Source organism: Serratia plymuthica (assembly GCF_018336935.1).
In the GTDB taxonomy this organism is placed as follows: Bacteria; Pseudomonadota; Gammaproteobacteria; order Enterobacterales; family Enterobacteriaceae; genus Serratia; species Serratia plymuthica_B.
This window is the reverse complement of sequence record NZ_CP068771.1, coordinates 3,408,929-3,425,070: the sequence shown is the minus strand read 5'-3', so window position 1 is coordinate 3,425,070 and position 16,142 is coordinate 3,408,929. Positions and strand designations below refer to the sequence as shown.

Below are 16,142 nucleotides of genomic sequence, written 5' to 3'. Positions count from 1 at the left end.
ACGCTCTCTATAGCAAACTAGGATTGATAAACACCGCCTTCATGCATCTGCAACAGGTGGTTGTTCGCCTGCTCGCTGAGTTCTAACAGGGCAGGGAGCACATGCGCGGAGGCTTTGAGCCAGGCGCTGATTTGCACCTTGCTGTTTGCTGAGTGCTGTTCCCCATTCTCCAGCGATTCCGCCAGATACAACAAGCCATGACATAACCCTTCTGCGGATTCCTGAGCCACGGCGCTGAGATCGCACAATTGGATATCGCTGAGTTTGCAAAATTGCAGGTCGGCAATGAGGTTGCGGAAGAGGGTGATAGAGGATGCGGTGTTTTCAAATGTCGTGTTCATAGTGTTTTTCCGAGATAGTAGTGATTGCTACCATCACGCGAGGTTCCAATCTCGGGTGGTGGCCCAGACAGGTTTGGAACCCCGGCTCTCAGAAAAACCGGTCAACCTTGCGGTTGCCCTGCCTGAGCCACCGAACTGAGTGTGCACGTAGGCGCTGAAAAAACACAAGGTTTTTCAGTTCTGAGATAATCGAGGGTTCCAATCCCGACTACGGATTTTGCCGCAGCAAGAAGACTTTATCCCGGCGATAACGCGCAGGAAACAGGCTGGATGGATTTACAGGGATTTGTTGCAGGGATTGGAATCGGGATCGCAAATTATGGTTACCTTACGGACCTTATTATCTCCGCCACCTGTACAGGTTGGGATATCACGCTGTGCACTGACCCACTATACTTTGTATGCCGGAAGCGCTGGAGAATGGGATGCGTTGTCGCCTGCGCCTGGGCTGCCAAGAGGTTCAGGGCACCTGGCCAGAAAGCGAGATCGGGCTGATACTGATTTATTCCATGATGAATGAGGTTGATTACCCTTCCAGTGACGGAGGTAATCAACTGACTCTGATTCAAAACGCAACGGCAAGCTCTGCGGGACAATGAGCTTCGCCGTCGACACAGTAAACCGGAGCAAACATGTTCGAGCCATGCTTTCCAGAAAATGAAGCCGAACGTCTGTCGGTTCTGAATTCGTTGAACGTATTGGACACGAATTCAGTGGAAAAATTGGACCGCATCACGCGGCTGGCCGCAAAATATTTTGGCGTCAGCATTGCGCTGATTTCTCTGATAGACCGCGATCGCCAATGGTTTTTGTCGCGCTTTGGCCTGGATGCCAGGGAGACGCCACGCAATATTTCTTTCTGCGGGCACGCCATTTTGCAGCGAGAGACCCTGGTGGTGCCCGATACCGCCGCCGACCCGCGTTTTTTCGATAACCCCCTGGTCACCGGCGGCCCAAAGATTGGGTTCTACGCCGGGCAACCCTTGCTCTCGCTGGATGGTCTGCCGCTGGGTACGCTGTGTATTATCGATAGTCGTCCTCAGGCATTTTCTCGTGACTTGGTCCGCGACTTACATGATTTTGCCGCGGTAATCGAAGAACACCTGCATGGTGTTGAGCGTGATATTTATACCGAAAGCCTGAAATCTAACCTGCAGCGCACCGAAGCCCTGTTTGAACAGACATTTTCTCAGGCGGCGGTCGGCATGGCCCTGGTCTCGCTGGAAGGCTATTGGTTGCGCGTCAACCCGCGCATTTGCGAAATGCTGCAGTATTCTGAACGGGAATTGCTGGATCGCACGTTCCAGGACATCACCCATTCGGACGATCTGCATATCGACCTTGGCCTGCTGAAACAGTTGCTCGCCAACGAGATAGAAACCTATTCGATGGAAAAACGTTATTACCGCGCAGATGGCTCAATTATTTGGGTTCAACTTACGGTGTCTCTTAACCGCTTGCCGAATGGCAATCCCCACCATTTTATTTCGGTCATCGTGGATATCAGCGAGCGTAAAGCGGCTGAGGCCGATTTGTTCGCGTTGCAGCATGAACTGGAAGAACGGGTCGAACTGCGCACCCGGGAGCTCAGTGTGGTGGTCAATAAACTCAATCGCGAAATTGACAGCAGGGTCCTTACCGAACATCAACTTAGCGCGGAGAAAGAACGTCTGCGCGCTATTACCGACAATATGCCGGCCCTGATCAGCCAGATTGACAACAATGAACGTTATCTCTTCGCCAACAGCGCTTATAAGGCCTGGTTTGGCCTGGATGAAGCGCGCCTCAAGGAAATGACGGTACGAGATTTGGTGGGGGAGGCCGCTTATGTGAGGGCCAAACCTGTGATCGAAAGAGCGTTATGCGGGGAAACCGCCAGTTTTGAGAATGAACTTCAGACGCGGCAAGGGTTATTGACGGTCCATACCACATTGGTGCCCTGTGAAACGCAGGGTTTCTATATTCTGTCCATGGATATCACCGAGCTTAAACACTTGCAGCAGCGGCTGGAATACGATGTCACCCACGACATGCTGACAGGGTTAACCAACCGACGCGCTTTCCTGCGCCGGCTGGCCGGTACATTGCAGAGTTGTTGTCCTCAACAGCAGATGGCGCTGTTGTTCATCGACCTCGACGGTTTCAAAGCCATCAACGATACCTTCGGCCACGATTTTGGCGATCTGATCCTGAAGACTTTCGCCAAACTTCTCAGCGCCTGTGCCGGCACCGGCAACAGTGCGTCGCGGTTAGCCGGAGATGAGTTTACGGTCATCCTGTGGCCGCTAATGCACCCGGAGCGGCAGGTCACAGAATTTTGCGAGAAGCTGCTCACGCAGCTGGCGGCGATAACGCACATCGGCAACCAGAAGGTGAGCCTGTCCGCGAGTATCGGCGCAGCGATTGCCTCAGACGGCAATATCAGCGCTGAAGCGTTACTGACCAAAGCCGATGACGCCATGTACCAGGCGAAGTCCGCAGGCAAAAAGACATACAGGATCCGTTAGGTGAATCGTCTTTATCGGCTTTGATGGGGGATCCCAGGCATGCTTAGACACCTCAGTAAAAACGAAGATGAACGGCAAGCCTCGATCGATGCCCTGGAAGGGCTTGATACCAGCCATAATGACGCTATCCATAATGTGTTGGATCTGACGTGCAGGCTTCTGCAAGTGCCCGGTTGTTTTATCTGTCTCTACGGCTCAAAAAAAATCTGGATCAAGGCAAAAATCAATACCGAATTGCAGGATATCGATTTTAACAGTCCGCTCTTCAACTTTGTCCGGCATAGCGGTAAACCGCTGATCTGCAAGGATGCCCAACAGGACAAACGTTTCGCATCAGACCTGATGGTCACCGGCCCCGCCGCCATTCGCCACTATGTCGCCATGCCTTTACGTACCCGCGAAGGCTATATCATCGGGGCGTTATGCATCACCGACAAACAACCGCGTTTGTTTTCGGCCGTCAGGGCCGGTTTGCTCAGTAATATGGCCACCATCGTTATTGAGCTGATTGAGGCACAAAGTGAGATTGGTTTGGTCGATGCGGTAACGCGTTTCCCTAATCGCCAGAGGCTAATGGGTGAGATCGGCAATTTGTCGTCGGCCCCCGGTGAATATGCCTTGATCCTGCTCGATACGATCGACATTAAATACGCCTACGAAATGGCGCGCTCTTTCGGCCTCTCGGCTGTGGAGCTGGTGTTGGTGGATATTGGGCATTTTCTAAAAGGCACGTTTCTTGGCGAGCAACTTTTATACAGCATTTCTCCGGGCCGTTTCGCCACCATTATCGATGCCCAAAAAACACACTCGGTAATCGGCATGCTGGAAACCTGTGCAGAGCGGATCCGCCATGAAGTGCGCGGTATCGTGCCATTGAAACTGGAGCTTTATGCCGGCTACACCCTGTTCTCGGTCCAGGACAGCAACCCGCAAGAGGTGTTGCGCGAAGCGACCAGCGCCTTGCATGACGCCATAGATGAGAACCTGACCGTCTCGGCATATAACGTATCGAAGGATGCCATACGTAAATACAAATTCAATTTGCTCAATGAACTGGCGGAAAGCCTGAAACAAAGGGTCGGCTTGTATCTTGAGTATCAACCCAAAGTTGAGCTGATCTCGAAGCAGATTGTGGGGGCGGAAGCGCTGCTGCGCTGGCAGCATCCGGTGCTGGGGGCAATCCCCACCGGTGACTTTATTCGTCTCGCAGAGAACACGTCGCTGATCAAACCCCTCACCGAGTTTGTGATTTCACAGGCGACCCGCGAGGTCTTCAGGTTGCGTCAGGCAGGGGTCAATATCCCCGTATCGATCAATGTCACCGCCGAGAACTTTGCCGAGAAACACTTTTCTGACAGGCTGGACGACGCACTCGGCCACTATAATCTGCAACCCCAAGATATCGAGATCGAATGTCTGGAATCACAGCGGATCCTGGAAAGCGGTGAGGCGTTAGCCTGTTTGCAGACGCTCAAGGCCAAAGGTTACACCATTGCGCTGGATGACTTCGGCGCCGGCTACAGCAATCTAAACTACCTGCGTCATATCCCCGCCAGCGTGATTAAACTGGATGGTTCCTTGATCAAAAACTTGAGAACGGACAGCGAGAGCCGCATCGTGGTGCAAAGCATTATTGATATGTTACATAAGCTTAATTATGTCGTGTTGGCCGAAGGCGTAGAAGATCAAGAGTCATTGCACTACCTTGAGCAATACGGTTGCGATATCGCTCAGGGATTTTATTTCTCCCCGTCAGTCAGCCTGGAGAAACTGTGTGTGCTGCTCAATACCCACCCTCAGCGGTTAAAGATATCCTGACTCCCTACGCCGGTTTTTTCCGGGGCGCTGGCCGGAGGTGGTATGGCGCAGATGAATTTGAAATGATAGATTAACAATGTTAAAGTAAAAATTCCGGCCAGCAGTGACTTTTTGCATGCCCTGTCTGACCGGAAAATTTTCCCTGGTGTTGGCTATATTGGCTACCTGACCGTAACGGTCAGGTTTTTTTTACCAGTGCCTAACAAGGTTTATTATATATGGTGGGCTAAAATATATAAACTGTACTTAAGTTTAGGTTCTTTCCTCTAAAGGGCAAAGCCAGATCGCCACGGAGCCCGCATGCTTTCTACCCTCAATGAAAATCAGCTCATAACGGGAACGCTTCGGGAGTATATCGACAGGAAGTTATCCTCACTCGGTAGCCCGGCATACGCCTACACGGTTGTCAGGAAGAACAATCCGTCGGATGTTCTCATTATTTCCAGTTACCCTGACGAATGGGTGGATCTCTACCGCGCCAATAATTTCCAGCTCACTGACCCGGTGATTCTGACTGCGTTCAAACGCGTCTCGCCTTTTGTATGGGACGAAAATATTACCCGGATGTCAGATAAAATATTTTCCCTCTCCAGGCGGTACAACATCGTTAACGGCTTCACCTTCGTGTTGCATGACCCTATGAACAGCCTGGCGTTGCTGTCTGTCGTCATCGGCAGTAACGGACAAGGGGAGCTGGAAAAGCGGCTATCGTCCGATTGCGGGGCCATGCAGATGTTACTGATCGATTTTAATGAACAGATGTATCGTCTCGCCGGGTCGGTCTCCTCCGGTACGCGGAAGCATCATGCGGACGTAGACAAACCCATTTTCACCCCACGGGAGAATGAGGTGCTGTATTGGTCCAGCATGGGGAAAACCTATGGGGAGATTGCCGCCATCGCGGGTATTTCCCTGAGTACGGTGAAGTTCCACATGGGTAATATTGTGGTCAAACTGGGCGTCAGCAATGCCCGTCAGGCTATCCGACTGGGCGTTGAGTTGGGGCTTATGACACCGGTAGCGACAGCGGCCAGGCGATAAGGAGATCCATCCACTAAGCCCATTGAAGGCCGTTTGCCTTTACCCTGCGGATGGGCAGGTCTCCGCCAATTGAGTCAGCCCCTCACTTTCCTGCTTGAATGACACCTTATTCACTCTGCCGCTGTTATCCAGCGTGACCACAAAAATGCTGTCGAAGTCGCTGCCCGGCCATTTGGGTACCTGATTGGCGTCGCCACCGCGTGCGGCAACGATGTTTTTCACCGCCTGGTCGAGGTTCTTGTGTTCCCAGGCGATAAAGACGCGTGCGCTCTGGTATTTCTCGCTGAGCAGCTCTTGTTCAAGCCCGGCGATGTCGTTGGCGTGGAACTGAATGTTGATGGGTAACTCTGCACGCACGGCGGTGGGCATAATGGTCGATAAAGCGCGCAGCGAACTGCCGCTTTTGTTCTCTTTCGGCCCGGCGGCAAAGATAAAGTCCGGTTTGCCGTAGCGGCCCAGCAGCACCTGCGGTAATGCCAATGCGCGGTTCAACCCCTTACAGGTCAACTGGCCACTGTTGTTGGCGGGTTTCTCCCCGTGCCGGACGAAGATCAGCGTTTCCTGCGCCTGTGCGCTCTGGCTGCACAGCAGCAATGCCGCCAAACAGCCCAGTATTTTGTGGCCTATCTTGTTGCGCATCTTTACCCTCAACTTTCATGCAATGGTTCGTTGATTTTCTTGCGCTTTGCGCCGCATAACTCGTTATCATAACCGGTGTAACAAATAGGGCCGGCCGCCATACCGACGTGTCGCCTCTGGGATAATTAAATACTGACCTAAGGAAGGATTTACAATGAAAAATATTTTCTTTTTTGACGCGATGCTGACGCCGAAAATCATCACCGGCGTTTACTGGCTTTGCCTGTTGTGCATTCTTGTTGGCGGGATTGGGGCGATGTTCTACGGGGAGTTCTTCCGTGGCCTGTTCGGGATTATTCTCGGCGGCGTGTTTACCCGCGTCTGTTTTGAAATGATCATCATTGCATTCAAAAATAACGAATATCTGCGCAAAATCGCCGAAAAGCCTTAATTTAGCTACTATGCCGGGCACCGCTCGGCATAGTGCTATTTCTGCAACTCTCTCACGAAACGCTCTCGTATTGGCTCAATAAAATTCTTCGGCATTTTCACCCTTGAGGCTCTTTGGGGGGGAAGGCTCACATGCCGTACCGGAACTGTTCATAATCAATCACGCCAGAAGCACGAACCTGTGACAGTGCGGCACCGTACTTGCTGTAGCAGATTCGCCATATAATCGGCCACATGCCTGGAGTTTGATTTCCTGCGATGGCTGCCGGTCACGATAGAAATATCCATTAAAATCTCCTTATTCTTTGTGGTCGGTTGCTGAAAAACGACCACAGCATTAAACTTGCCGGGGCGGTTATGCTGATAGCAAGGATATAAATCCACGCGTGTTCATAACCGTCCTGGAATAAAAATACAGCCAACCCGGTGGCTATAACGCGATTGATTAAGGTAAATAATTGCCCGGTGGAAAACACACGGCCGATTTTTTCGCTCTCTACTTCATTCAGCACAACATTTTGGCTGCTAATGCGTGATGCAGAGTTGAAAAAACCGAGAAAGAAGGCACAGAACAGCACAACCGGTAGGGTCGGGGTCGTGGCAATCACTAATACTGTGAGCGCGAATCCGCCGGTAAAAATGTGAACGAGCTTTCTGGCAGGGAATTTTTGCGACAACCAACCCAATAAAATGCTGACCAATATTGCCCCTAAACCATAAATGATGCCGAAAGAAGCATAAGACTCTATGGATGCATTCAATACTTCATGCATAAAAGGTGCTTGTATGACATTAACAACCATGATGCAGACAAAGGGTATTGCTCCCATCAGCAGATACACAAGGATATCGCGACTTTCCGGTTGGAGTTGAAACAGTGAGCCCTTAGGCATATGGAGAACTGCCGATGAACGCCGCTGATAAGGTATCGCTAGCAAGATGACCAGAGAAATGGCAACCAGCGCCGCCAATATCGTAAATATGGCGTCGTAGCTAAAATAGGATGATGCAGAAATAACTAATAAGGCAGATATTAATGTCGACGCCTGAGATTCCATTTCAAGGAGAGAGTTGGTACGTGAAAGATAATCGCCATTAAATATATCCTTTATAAATCCCTGTCGTGCTATATAAAAAATGGCATAGTAAAATTGAATGACAAAGTAAGAGGCGATCAGTGGGAATATAATGTCAAAGGAAAGATACCGGCTGAAAATTGCCAAAACGAACGCAACGAATACAATGGCATTGACGACCGTAAGTAAATTTTTTCTGTTAAATTTGTCGACAAGCATGCCAATCCATGGTGTGACAAAGATCAGAAGTAGTGAAGATGCTGTTGCCATAGCGGCTAATAGTTTTGGCTGCCCGCCTTCATTGCTTATATACCAAGGGATGATATACATCCCTATGCTTACTGCAATGGATGAAAAAAAATTAGACGTTATCAGTAAGAGTAAGCAAGTTTTTTGCGAGTAATTCATGGATGTCACGCCATCTTAACTGTGGGCCGGGTTTTATCTGTTCGTTGTACAGTTCGTATTGTTGAAGATAGCCTGAGCGACCCAAAGTAGCAAACGTGTTGTCTTTGATATGTATAATGCTTTTCATATAGTCCTCACTGTTATAGATACTGTCTAACTGAGTGGCGGACAAGCGATCATATCTCAGCGCTAATGAAATACCGGTTATTTTAGCTGTCTGTACAGTGCCCATAAAATAACAACCCGTCATTGATAATTTAAAAGGACGGCAAGCGTGCGCTGCCCCTGAGCACCTTTAGCACCTATAATCGCTGCTGGATAACCGTGAATTCAGGGGTGAGTATGCCGTCCAGGGCGATAATCAAAGGGATCAAACGGCTGACGATTGTGGTCGTCACCGTCGTATTCACGTTGCTTGCGGTACGGGTTTACGACACCCAAAGCGGCCCGGCGCTGGAGCCGTGGCACACTTTTGTACCGCACGAATTGTCTGCCGCCGAGCTGGATAAGGCTGACTGGCAAGCGTACCTGGCCGCCGAAAACCGGGTGTTCGATGAGGTGAAGGCCAACGTCACCGACAAGCTTTCCGCCAGCGAACGGATTCCGCTCAACCGCTATTTCGACGGCAGCCCTGTGTATCCGCCGCACTTCGCTCAGGATTGGAACCGCTCCTATGAGCTGTTGCCGCAGGGCGAGCCGCGTGGCGCGGTGGTGCTGCTGCACGGCCTGACCGATTCCCCTTACAGCTTGCGGCATATCGCCGAAAACTACCGGCAGCGCGGTTTTGTGGCGGTCGGCATTCGCCTGCCGGCGCACGGCACCGTGCCGGGGGCGTTGACCGATATTGAATGGCGCGATTGGCTGGCGGCGACGCGGTTGGCGGTGCGCGAGGCACGCAGCAAAGTCGGGGGCGACAAGCCGCTGCATATCGTGGGTTTTTCTAACGGCGGCGCGCTGGCAATGAAATATACGCTGGACGCGCTGGAAGACTCGAAACTGGCGGCACCGCAGCGGCTGATTCTGATTTCGCCGATGATTGGCGTCACCAGCTTTGCCCGTTTCGCCGGTATCGCCGGATGGCCGGCGGTGTTCCCGGCGTTTGCCAAAGCGGCGTGGCTCGGGGTGCTGCCGGAGTTTAATCCGTTTAAATACAATTCGTTTCCGGTGAATGGCGCACGCCAGTCTTATCTGCTCAGTAATAGCCTGCAACAGCAAATCGCCCGTGCTGCGCGTGACGGCAAACTTGGCACCTTGCCGCCGGTGCTGACCTTCCAGTCGGTGATGGATTCCACCGTCAGCACCCGGGCGGTGATCCGCGCCTTATACAACGAATTGCCGGCGAACGGCAGCGAACTGGTGCTGTTTGACGTCAATCGAACGATCAACTTCGGGCCGCTGCTGCGGCCAAACGCGGCGGCGGCGGTCAGCCAGTTGTTGCCTGCGCCGCCGCGCCGTTACCGGACGACGGTAATCGCCAATGCCTCACCGGAAAGCAGTGAGGCGACTGCCCGCATAACGCCCGCCGGTGAAACCACGGAAACCGTGCAGCCGCTGGGAATGATTTACCCGGCGGATATTTATTCGTTGTCGCATGTGGCGCTGCCGTTCCCGGTGAGCGATTCGCTGTATGGACGTTTCCCGGCGCAGCGCAACGAGTTTGGCATCAGCCTGGGCACTATCGCCGCGCGCGGCGAACGGTCGGTGTTGGTGGTCGATCTCGATTCGCTGATGCGCATCGCTTCCAACCCGTTCTTCCCCTATCTACTGCAGCGCATCGACGAAAAACTTTAGGCGAAGCCCAGAATGCTGAACGCATCGTCCTGCGGGTAGTAGCCGAGCAGGCGGCTGGTCTCTTCCAGCGACAGCCGCTTATAGCGGTTGTTGGAGACGCCGTGCACCACCGCATGGTGCACGCCTTCAATGCGGATGCAGCGTTCCAGCAGATCGGCGGCGTCGCGATGGCTGAGAAAAGCGCTCATGTCACGGGCGCTTAGCTGCTCGCCGGCTTCCAGCGTGGTGAAGTTGGCGATGCGTACCGACAGCGCGGAAAGCCCTTCCTGATGGGCGAAGTAGGCTGCAATGCCTTCGCCGAACGCCTTGCTGACGCCGTACAGGTTTTTCGGTTTGGGCGCGTCCTCCGGACGGATCTGATAATCCAGCGGGTAGCCTTCCACCGCCTGCGCGCTGCTGGCGAATACCACGCGTTTGCAGCCTGCGTCTTTCGCCGCGCGGAAAATATTGTAGGTGCCGAGGATATTGTTATCTTTCAACGAGTGGCAAAAATCGGCGTCGGGGGAGGGATCGGCGGCCAGGTGCAGCACGGTATCGATATTGGCGCAGGCCGCACGGCAGGCGTCGAGATCGGCAATGTCGAAGCCGATCACTTCATCGCCGGGTTGCAGGCCGGTCAACACGTTACTGTCTCTTTCCGCCAGCCGCAATTGATAGCGATCGCCCACCGACTGACGGAATGCCGTGGCGACCCGGCCGCCGGCGCCGGTAATCAAAATTCGTCCAAATTCAGTACGCAATGTCATGATCACAGCCGTCCATAAAGTAAATTACGCGGCGATCAGTAATAATCCCCTGCGTGACTTTTGTCCAGCATTCAATTAGCAACCCTGATGTTTTATATTGCCAGCGGGCATTTTTTTCCGATGAGATCGCTCAGGAAAGTCATGACCGTGCGGATGGCGGTGGAACCTGCCAGATCGGGGTAGGTGACCAGCCATAACTCGCGCGTTGGCGGCGCTATCGGCGTCGGTAGCGCGACCAGTGCCGGGTCGTTATCGGCGACAAACGTCGGCAAAACTACGGCACCCAGCCCCGATCGTGCCGCTTCCTGCAAAGAGAACAGATCGCTGGCCTGAAACACCACCGGGCGGCCCAGCAGCAGCTGTTGCAACCACTGCTGGTGAGGCTGGTTGCTGTAGTGATGGTCATAGGCGATAAAGGCCCGCGCCGCTTCCGGCAGGGCGGCGTGCTGCGGGGTAGCGTACAGCCTGTAGCGCATCATGCCGATGCGTTGCACCAGCAAATCCGGCTGCTGTGGCCGCACCATGCGTACCGCCACTTCGGCGTCGCCGCGATCCAGTTCGGCGATGGAGGCTTCACCGGAGAGCACCAGCGTAATATGCGGAAAAGCCTGATGAAACTCGGCGATATGCGGGGCGATGACCCGCGCTGCGATCGACGGCGGCGCGCTGATGCGTACCTGGGCCTGCGGCGTTTCACTGGCGCTGCGGGCATGGCGAGCAATGGCGTGGCTTTGAGCTTCGATCTCTGCTGCCAGCCCGGCCACCTTTTGGCCGTCCGGCGTCAGCGGCGTACTGCGCGGCAACCGGAGGATCAGCCGCAGCCCGAGCGCCTTCTCCAGCGCCGCCACTCGCCGGCCGACCGTCGCGTGGTCGCAGCCCAACTCCCGTGCCGCCGCCGACAATGAACCGGTGCGAGCCAGCACCACAAAGTGTTTTAAATCCTGCCAATCGAACATCAGTGAATTCCTGCACAGTATTGCCGCGATTTTACGGAATATTCACACAGAGCGGGCTGTGATTCAATGCCGTTATCTCTTTAGCGAAATTGAATTATTCAATTAGGATATCTTATGGATTTGCAGTTGCAGGATCGTGTCGCGCTGGTCACCGGCGCCAGTGAGGGTATCGGCGCCGGTATGGTTCGGGTTCTGGCGGCGCAGGGCGTCACCCTGGTGGCGACCGCTCGCCGTGAGGAACGTTTGCTGGCTCTGGCCGATGAGGTTGAACGAAGCGGTGCCCCGCGGCCGTATACGATCGCGGCGGACATCACCGACGCGGCGGCGCTCGACGGCATGCTGGCGCAGGCGGCACGCCTGGTCGGGACGATTGATATCCTGATTAATGCGGTCGGCGGCGCTCGTCCGACCGCGTTGAGCGAAGGTGACGCCGGTTGGGAAGAGGCGTTCGCCCTGAACTTTACGCCGGCCCGCCGGGTGACCCACGCGTTGTTGCCCGGCATGCAGGCGCAAGGCTGGGGGCGAATCATCAACATCAGCGGCTCGATGGAACCGCGCAGCCTGAATGCCGCCACCGCCGCCAAGGGCGCGTTGCACCTGTGGGCCAAGGGGCTGGCAAGCGAGCTGGCGGCGCAGGGCATCACCGTCAATACGCTGCAGCCTGGGCGGATTAACAGCGAGCAGGTGCGCGAAAAACTGCACCCGACCGAGGCCGCGCGCCAGGCGTTCATCAAGCAGAATATCCCTATCGGCTACTTTGGCGAGCCGGAGGATATGGCTTATCTGGCGGCGTTTCTTTGTTCCCCGCTGGCGCGTTATATCACCGGCGCCGTGATCCCGGTAGACGGCGGCATGCACTATTTCGCCCACTGAGGCTGTTTTGCATGCCGGATCACAGTTCCACTCTTTGCCGTCGGAAAGCCTTGCCGTGGCAAAAAGCCGGGTGTTAACGTCATAGCTCAGCCGATTTAGGGTTGTCACTGCTCCGGCAGGCAAAACCTAAACCTCATGCTTCTGTTCCCCTTTTGCGGGGGCGGGGTCATGAGGTTTAGGTTTTTTTTTGCGCTGAATTCCGTCACGGCGATAGGCCATCGCTGCGCTGGAGCGGCAGAACACAGATCGTAAGGATAACACTATGAAATATGACACATTAGCCAGTGAGATTTTGGCCGGCGTCGGTGGCCGCGACAACGTAAAAAGCCTGGTGCATTGCGCCACTCGCTTGCGCTTTAAGCTGCGTGACCGCCAGCGTGCCGATGCCGCGGCGCTGAAAGAAAATCCCGGCGTCATCATGGTGGTGGAGAGCGGCGGGCAGTTTCAGGTGGTGGTGGGCAACCACGTGGCGGAAGTCTATAACGCGGTCAATCAGGCCGCCGGTCTGGGCGATGGCGCGGCGGCGGATGACACGGGCGATGGCAAGAAGGAAAACCTGTTCAGCCGCTTTATCGACGTGGTGTCAGGCATTTTTACCCCGCTGCTGGGGGTGATGGCCGCTTCGGGGATCCTGAAAGGTTTTCTGGCGCTGAGCCTGGCCTGTGGCTGGCTGTTGGAAAGCGGCGGCACCTTTAAAATGTTGTTTGCCGCCAGCGACTCGCTGTTCTACTTCCTGCCGATCATGCTGGGCTATACCGCCGGGAAAAAGTTCGGCGGCAATCCGTTCGTCACCATGGCGATCGGCGGCGCGCTGACGCATCCGCTGATGATGGCGGCGTTCGAAGCCGCGCAGCAGCCAGGCGCAGTGCGCGAGTATTTCCTCGGCATCCCGATGACCTTTATCAATTACAGCTCGTCGGTGATCCCGATTATTTTCGCCGCCTGGGTTTCATGCCGGTTGGAGCCGTTGTTTAACCGGGTGATCCACAGCGCGCTGCGCAACTTCATTACGCCGCTGCTGTGCCTGGCGATCACCGTGCCGCTGACCTTTTTGCTGATCGGCCCGGCGGCAACCTGGCTCAGCCACCTGCTGGCCAACGGTTATCAAAGTATCTATGCCTTTAACCCGATCGTTGCCGGCGCCTTTATGGGGGCGATGTGGCAGGTGTGCGTGATCTTCGGCCTGCATTGGGGCCTGGTGCCGTTGATGATCAATAACCTGAGCGTGCTCGGCCGCGACACCATGGTGCCGCTGCTGTTGCCGGCGGTAATGGGGCAGGTGGGCGCCGCGCTGGGCGTGATGCTGCGCACCCGCGACACCAAACTGCGGGCTTTGGCCGGCTCGGCCATCGGCGCCGGGGTGTTTGGCATTACCGAGCCGGCGGTCTACGGCGTGACCTTGCCGAACAAGCGGCCCTTTATCTTTGGCTGTATCGGCGGTGCGCTCGGCGGTGCGGTGATCGGCTATTTCCATACCGCCACTTACTCTTTCGGCCTGGTGAGCGTCTTCACCTTTGCGCAGATTATTCCCGCCGGCGGCTTCGATGCCACGGTGTGGGGGGCGATTGGCGGCACCCTGTTGTCGTTCTGTTTCGCCGCAGTCGCCAGTTATCTGTTCGGCGTGGCGCCGGCAGAGGTGGCTGCACCACAGGAGCCGATGCCCGTCGCCTCGCTCAATCGCAAGGAGATTGTCGTCAGCCCGATAGCCGGCGAGGTGATGCCGTTGGCCCAGGTCAACGACGCCACCTTCGCCAGTGGGTTGCTGGGCAAGGGCGTGGCGATCGTCCCGTTGCAAGGGCGGGTAGTGTCGCCGGTGGTGGGGTGCGTGGCGTCATTGTTTAAAACCAAACACGCGATTGGCATTGAGTCGGAGGACGGGGCGGAAATTCTCATCCACGTCGGCATCGATACCGTCAAGCTCGACGGGCTGCATTTCACCGCCCACGTGCAAGAAGGGGATCGGATCAACCCGGGCGATCTGCTGATTGAGTTTGATCAGGCGGCGATCCACGCTGCCGGCTTTGATACCACCACGCCGATCATCGTCAGCAACAGCGATGACTACGTCGACGTGTTGGCCAGCGGCCAGGGCAGGGTGCAGGAACAGGCGCCGCTGCTGACTTTATTACGTTAACCAAGGAGAAAGCGATGAGCAGCAAATTTCCAGACCATTTTCTGTGGGGCGGCGCAGTTGCGGCAAACCAGGTGGAAGGGGCTTATCAGACCGACGGTAAAGGGCTGTCGACTTCCGATCTGCAACCGCAGGGCATTTTCGGCGCGGTGACGCCACGGGTTGATGGCGACAGCGGCATCAAGGACGTGGCGATCGACTTCTACCACCGTTACCCGCAGGACATCGCGCTGTTCGCGGAAATGGGCTTCAAGTGCCTGCGCACCTCCATTGCCTGGACGCGCATTTTCCCGCAGGGCGATGAGGAAACCCCCAACGAGGCCGGGCTGGCGTTTTACGATCGGCTGTTTGATGAGATGGCCAGGTACGGCATCCAGCCGCTGATTACGCTGTCGCACTATGAGATGCCTTACGGGCTGGCGAAAAAGTACGGCGGTTGGGGCAATCGCAAGACCATTGGCTTCTTTGAGCGCTATGCGCGCACTGTGTTTGAACGCTATAAGCACAAGGTGAAGCATTGGCTGACCTTCAATGAAATCAATATGTCGCTGCATGCGCCCTTTACCGGCGTCGGCTTGCCGGAGGGCAGCAGCAAGAGCGCCGTCTATCAGGCGATCCACCATCAGCTGGTCGCCAGCGCCAAGGCGGTGAAGGCCTGCCATGAGATTGTACCGGAGGGCAAAATCGGCAATATGCTGTTGGGCGGTATTCTGTATCCGTTGAGTTGCCGGCCGGAGGACCTGCTGGAAACCCAGCGTCAGAACCGCGACTGGCTGTTCTTTGGCGACGTGCAGGCGCGCGGCGGTTATCCGGCCTATATGAAGCGCTATTTCCGTGAAAACGGCATTCAGGTCGAGATTACCGCCGAGGATCAACAGGCGCTGCGCGAGACTATCGATTTTATCTCATTCAGCTACTACATGAGCGGCTGTGTCACCACCGACGAGACGCAGAACGAGACCGCCCGTGCCAACATTCTCAACATGGTGCCTAACCCGCATCTGGCCAGCTCGGAGTGGGGCTGGCAGATAGACCCGATCGGGCTGCGTTACCTGCTCAACGTGCTGTATGACCGCTACCAAAAGCCGCTGTTTATCGTGGAGAACGGGCTGGGCGCCAAGGACCGCGTTGAAGCCGACGGCAGTATCAACGACGACTATCGCATCAACTATCTCAATGACCATCTGGTGCAGGTGGCGGAAGCGATTGACGATGGCGTGGAAGTGATGGGTTACACCAGCTGGGGGCCGATAGATCTGGTCAGCGCTTCTAAAGCCGAGATGTCCAAACGCTACGGCTTTATTTATGTCGATCGCGACGATGCAGGCAACGGCAGCCTGGAACGTCGCCGCAAAAAGAGTTTCTACTGGTATCGCGATGTGATCCAGAGCAACGGTAACAGCCTGAAAGACCAGGGCTAAATCT

General features: G+C 55.2%; 13 protein-coding genes. 8 read left to right on the top strand and 5 right to left on the bottom strand.

The window, feature by feature from the left end; translation table 11 throughout:
- Window positions 1-17: 17 nt before the first annotated feature.
- Window positions 18-341 carry a hypothetical protein gene (locus JK621_RS25405; RefSeq protein ID WP_249337082.1) on the bottom strand — a complete coding sequence of 108 codons (324 nt, stop codon included), beginning with the start codon at window positions 339-341 and terminating at the stop codon, window positions 18-20.
- A 632-nt stretch (window positions 342-973) separates the two neighbouring features.
- Between JK621_RS25405 and JK621_RS15975 the strand changes: the two genes are divergently transcribed.
- The 3 genes from JK621_RS15975 (at window position 974) to JK621_RS15965 (ending at window position 5,707) form a co-directional block, all read left to right on the top strand.
- A complete protein-coding gene (locus JK621_RS15975; protein WP_212556812.1) occupies window positions 974-2,848 on the top strand; it encodes a diguanylate cyclase domain-containing protein in 1,875 nt (624 codons plus the stop codon).
- Between the two features lie 39 nt (window positions 2,849-2,887).
- Window positions 2,888-4,666, top strand: a complete 1,779-nt coding sequence (locus tag JK621_RS15970; RefSeq protein ID WP_249337081.1) for a sensor domain-containing diguanylate cyclase — start codon at window positions 2,888-2,890, stop codon at window positions 4,664-4,666.
- A gap of 300 nt (window positions 4,667-4,966) precedes the next feature.
- A complete protein-coding gene (locus JK621_RS15965) occupies window positions 4,967-5,707 on the top strand; it encodes a LuxR family transcriptional regulator (RefSeq protein ID WP_212556811.1) in 741 nt (246 codons plus the stop codon).
- 39 nt (window positions 5,708-5,746) lie between these two features.
- Here the strand turns inward: JK621_RS15965 and JK621_RS15960 are convergent, their stop codons facing one another.
- Complete coding sequence (locus JK621_RS15960; protein ID WP_212556810.1) at window positions 5,747-6,346, bottom strand: histidine phosphatase family protein; 600 nt, start codon at window positions 6,344-6,346, stop codon at window positions 5,747-5,749.
- Window positions 6,347-6,500: 154 nt separating this feature from the next.
- Here JK621_RS15960 and JK621_RS15955 point away from each other — a divergent pair, with 154 nt between their 5' ends.
- A complete protein-coding gene (locus JK621_RS15955; protein WP_212556809.1) occupies window positions 6,501-6,737 on the top strand; it encodes a DUF4282 domain-containing protein in 237 nt (78 codons plus the stop codon).
- A 286-nt stretch (window positions 6,738-7,023) separates the two neighbouring features.
- Here the strand turns inward: JK621_RS15955 and JK621_RS15950 are convergent, their stop codons facing one another.
- Entirely contained in the window at window positions 7,024-8,220 is a 1,197-nt protein-coding gene (locus JK621_RS15950) for an MFS transporter (protein WP_212556808.1), read from the bottom strand.
- 342 nt (window positions 8,221-8,562) lie between these two features.
- Here JK621_RS15950 and JK621_RS15945 point away from each other — a divergent pair, with 342 nt between their 5' ends.
- On the top strand, window positions 8,563-10,011 hold the full coding sequence (locus JK621_RS15945) for an alpha/beta hydrolase (RefSeq protein WP_212556807.1): 1,449 nt from the start codon (window positions 8,563-8,565) through the stop codon (window positions 10,009-10,011).
- Here the strand turns inward: JK621_RS15945 and JK621_RS15940 are convergent.
- Both JK621_RS15940 and JK621_RS15935 read right to left on the bottom strand, forming a co-directional pair.
- Complete coding sequence (locus JK621_RS15940) at window positions 10,008-10,757, bottom strand: NAD-dependent epimerase/dehydratase family protein (protein ID WP_212556806.1); 750 nt, start codon at window positions 10,755-10,757, stop codon at window positions 10,008-10,010. The genes JK621_RS15945 and JK621_RS15940 overlap by 4 nt on opposite strands.
- A 92-nt stretch (window positions 10,758-10,849) precedes the next feature.
- Complete coding sequence (locus JK621_RS15935) at window positions 10,850-11,713, bottom strand: LysR family transcriptional regulator (protein WP_212556805.1); 864 nt, start codon at window positions 11,711-11,713, stop codon at window positions 10,850-10,852.
- 114 nt (window positions 11,714-11,827) lie between these two features.
- On the opposite strand from JK621_RS15935, the gene JK621_RS15930 reads away from it, so the two are divergent.
- The 3 genes from JK621_RS15930 to JK621_RS15920 all read left to right on the top strand — a co-directional run bounded on the left by JK621_RS15930 (window position 11,828) and on the right by JK621_RS15920 (window position 16,138).
- A complete protein-coding gene (locus JK621_RS15930) occupies window positions 11,828-12,586 on the top strand; it encodes an SDR family NAD(P)-dependent oxidoreductase (protein ID WP_212556804.1) in 759 nt (252 codons plus the stop codon).
- 262 nt (window positions 12,587-12,848) lie between these two features.
- Window positions 12,849-14,720, top strand: a complete 1,872-nt coding sequence (gene bglF, locus JK621_RS15925) for a PTS beta-glucoside transporter subunit IIABC (RefSeq protein WP_212556803.1) — start codon at window positions 12,849-12,851, stop codon at window positions 14,718-14,720.
- Between the two features lie 14 nt (window positions 14,721-14,734).
- The gene (locus JK621_RS15920; protein ID WP_212556802.1) at window positions 14,735-16,138 is read left to right on the top strand and encodes a glycoside hydrolase family 1 protein; all 1,404 of its coding nucleotides are present in this window, start codon (window positions 14,735-14,737) and stop codon (window positions 16,136-16,138) included.
- Window positions 16,139-16,142 lie beyond the last annotated feature (4 nt).

Coding starts and splice junctions, on each gene's coding strand:
- JK621_RS25405 (WP_249337082.1), bottom strand. CDS start 341: ATGAACACGACATTTGAAAACACCGCATCCTCTATCACCCTCTTCCGC.
- JK621_RS15975 (WP_212556812.1), top strand. CDS start 974: ATGTTCGAGCCATGCTTTCCAGAAAATGAAGCCGAACGTCTGTCGGTT.
- JK621_RS15970 (WP_249337081.1), top strand. CDS start 2,888: ATGCTTAGACACCTCAGTAAAAACGAAGATGAACGGCAAGCCTCGATC.
- JK621_RS15965 (WP_212556811.1), top strand. CDS start 4,967: ATGCTTTCTACCCTCAATGAAAATCAGCTCATAACGGGAACGCTTCGG.
- JK621_RS15960 (WP_212556810.1), bottom strand. CDS start 6,346: ATGCGCAACAAGATAGGCCACAAAATACTGGGCTGTTTGGCGGCATTG.
- JK621_RS15955 (WP_212556809.1), top strand. CDS start 6,501: ATGAAAAATATTTTCTTTTTTGACGCGATGCTGACGCCGAAAATCATC.
- JK621_RS15950 (WP_212556808.1), bottom strand. CDS start 8,220: ATGAATTACTCGCAAAAAACTTGCTTACTCTTACTGATAACGTCTAAT.
- JK621_RS15945 (WP_212556807.1), top strand. CDS start 8,563: ATGCCGTCCAGGGCGATAATCAAAGGGATCAAACGGCTGACGATTGTG.
- JK621_RS15940 (WP_212556806.1), bottom strand. CDS start 10,757: ATGACATTGCGTACTGAATTTGGACGAATTTTGATTACCGGCGCCGGC.
- JK621_RS15935 (WP_212556805.1), bottom strand. CDS start 11,713: ATGTTCGATTGGCAGGATTTAAAACACTTTGTGGTGCTGGCTCGCACC.
- JK621_RS15930 (WP_212556804.1), top strand. CDS start 11,828: ATGGATTTGCAGTTGCAGGATCGTGTCGCGCTGGTCACCGGCGCCAGT.
- bglF (WP_212556803.1), top strand. CDS start 12,849: ATGAAATATGACACATTAGCCAGTGAGATTTTGGCCGGCGTCGGTGGC.
- JK621_RS15920 (WP_212556802.1), top strand. CDS start 14,735: ATGAGCAGCAAATTTCCAGACCATTTTCTGTGGGGCGGCGCAGTTGCG.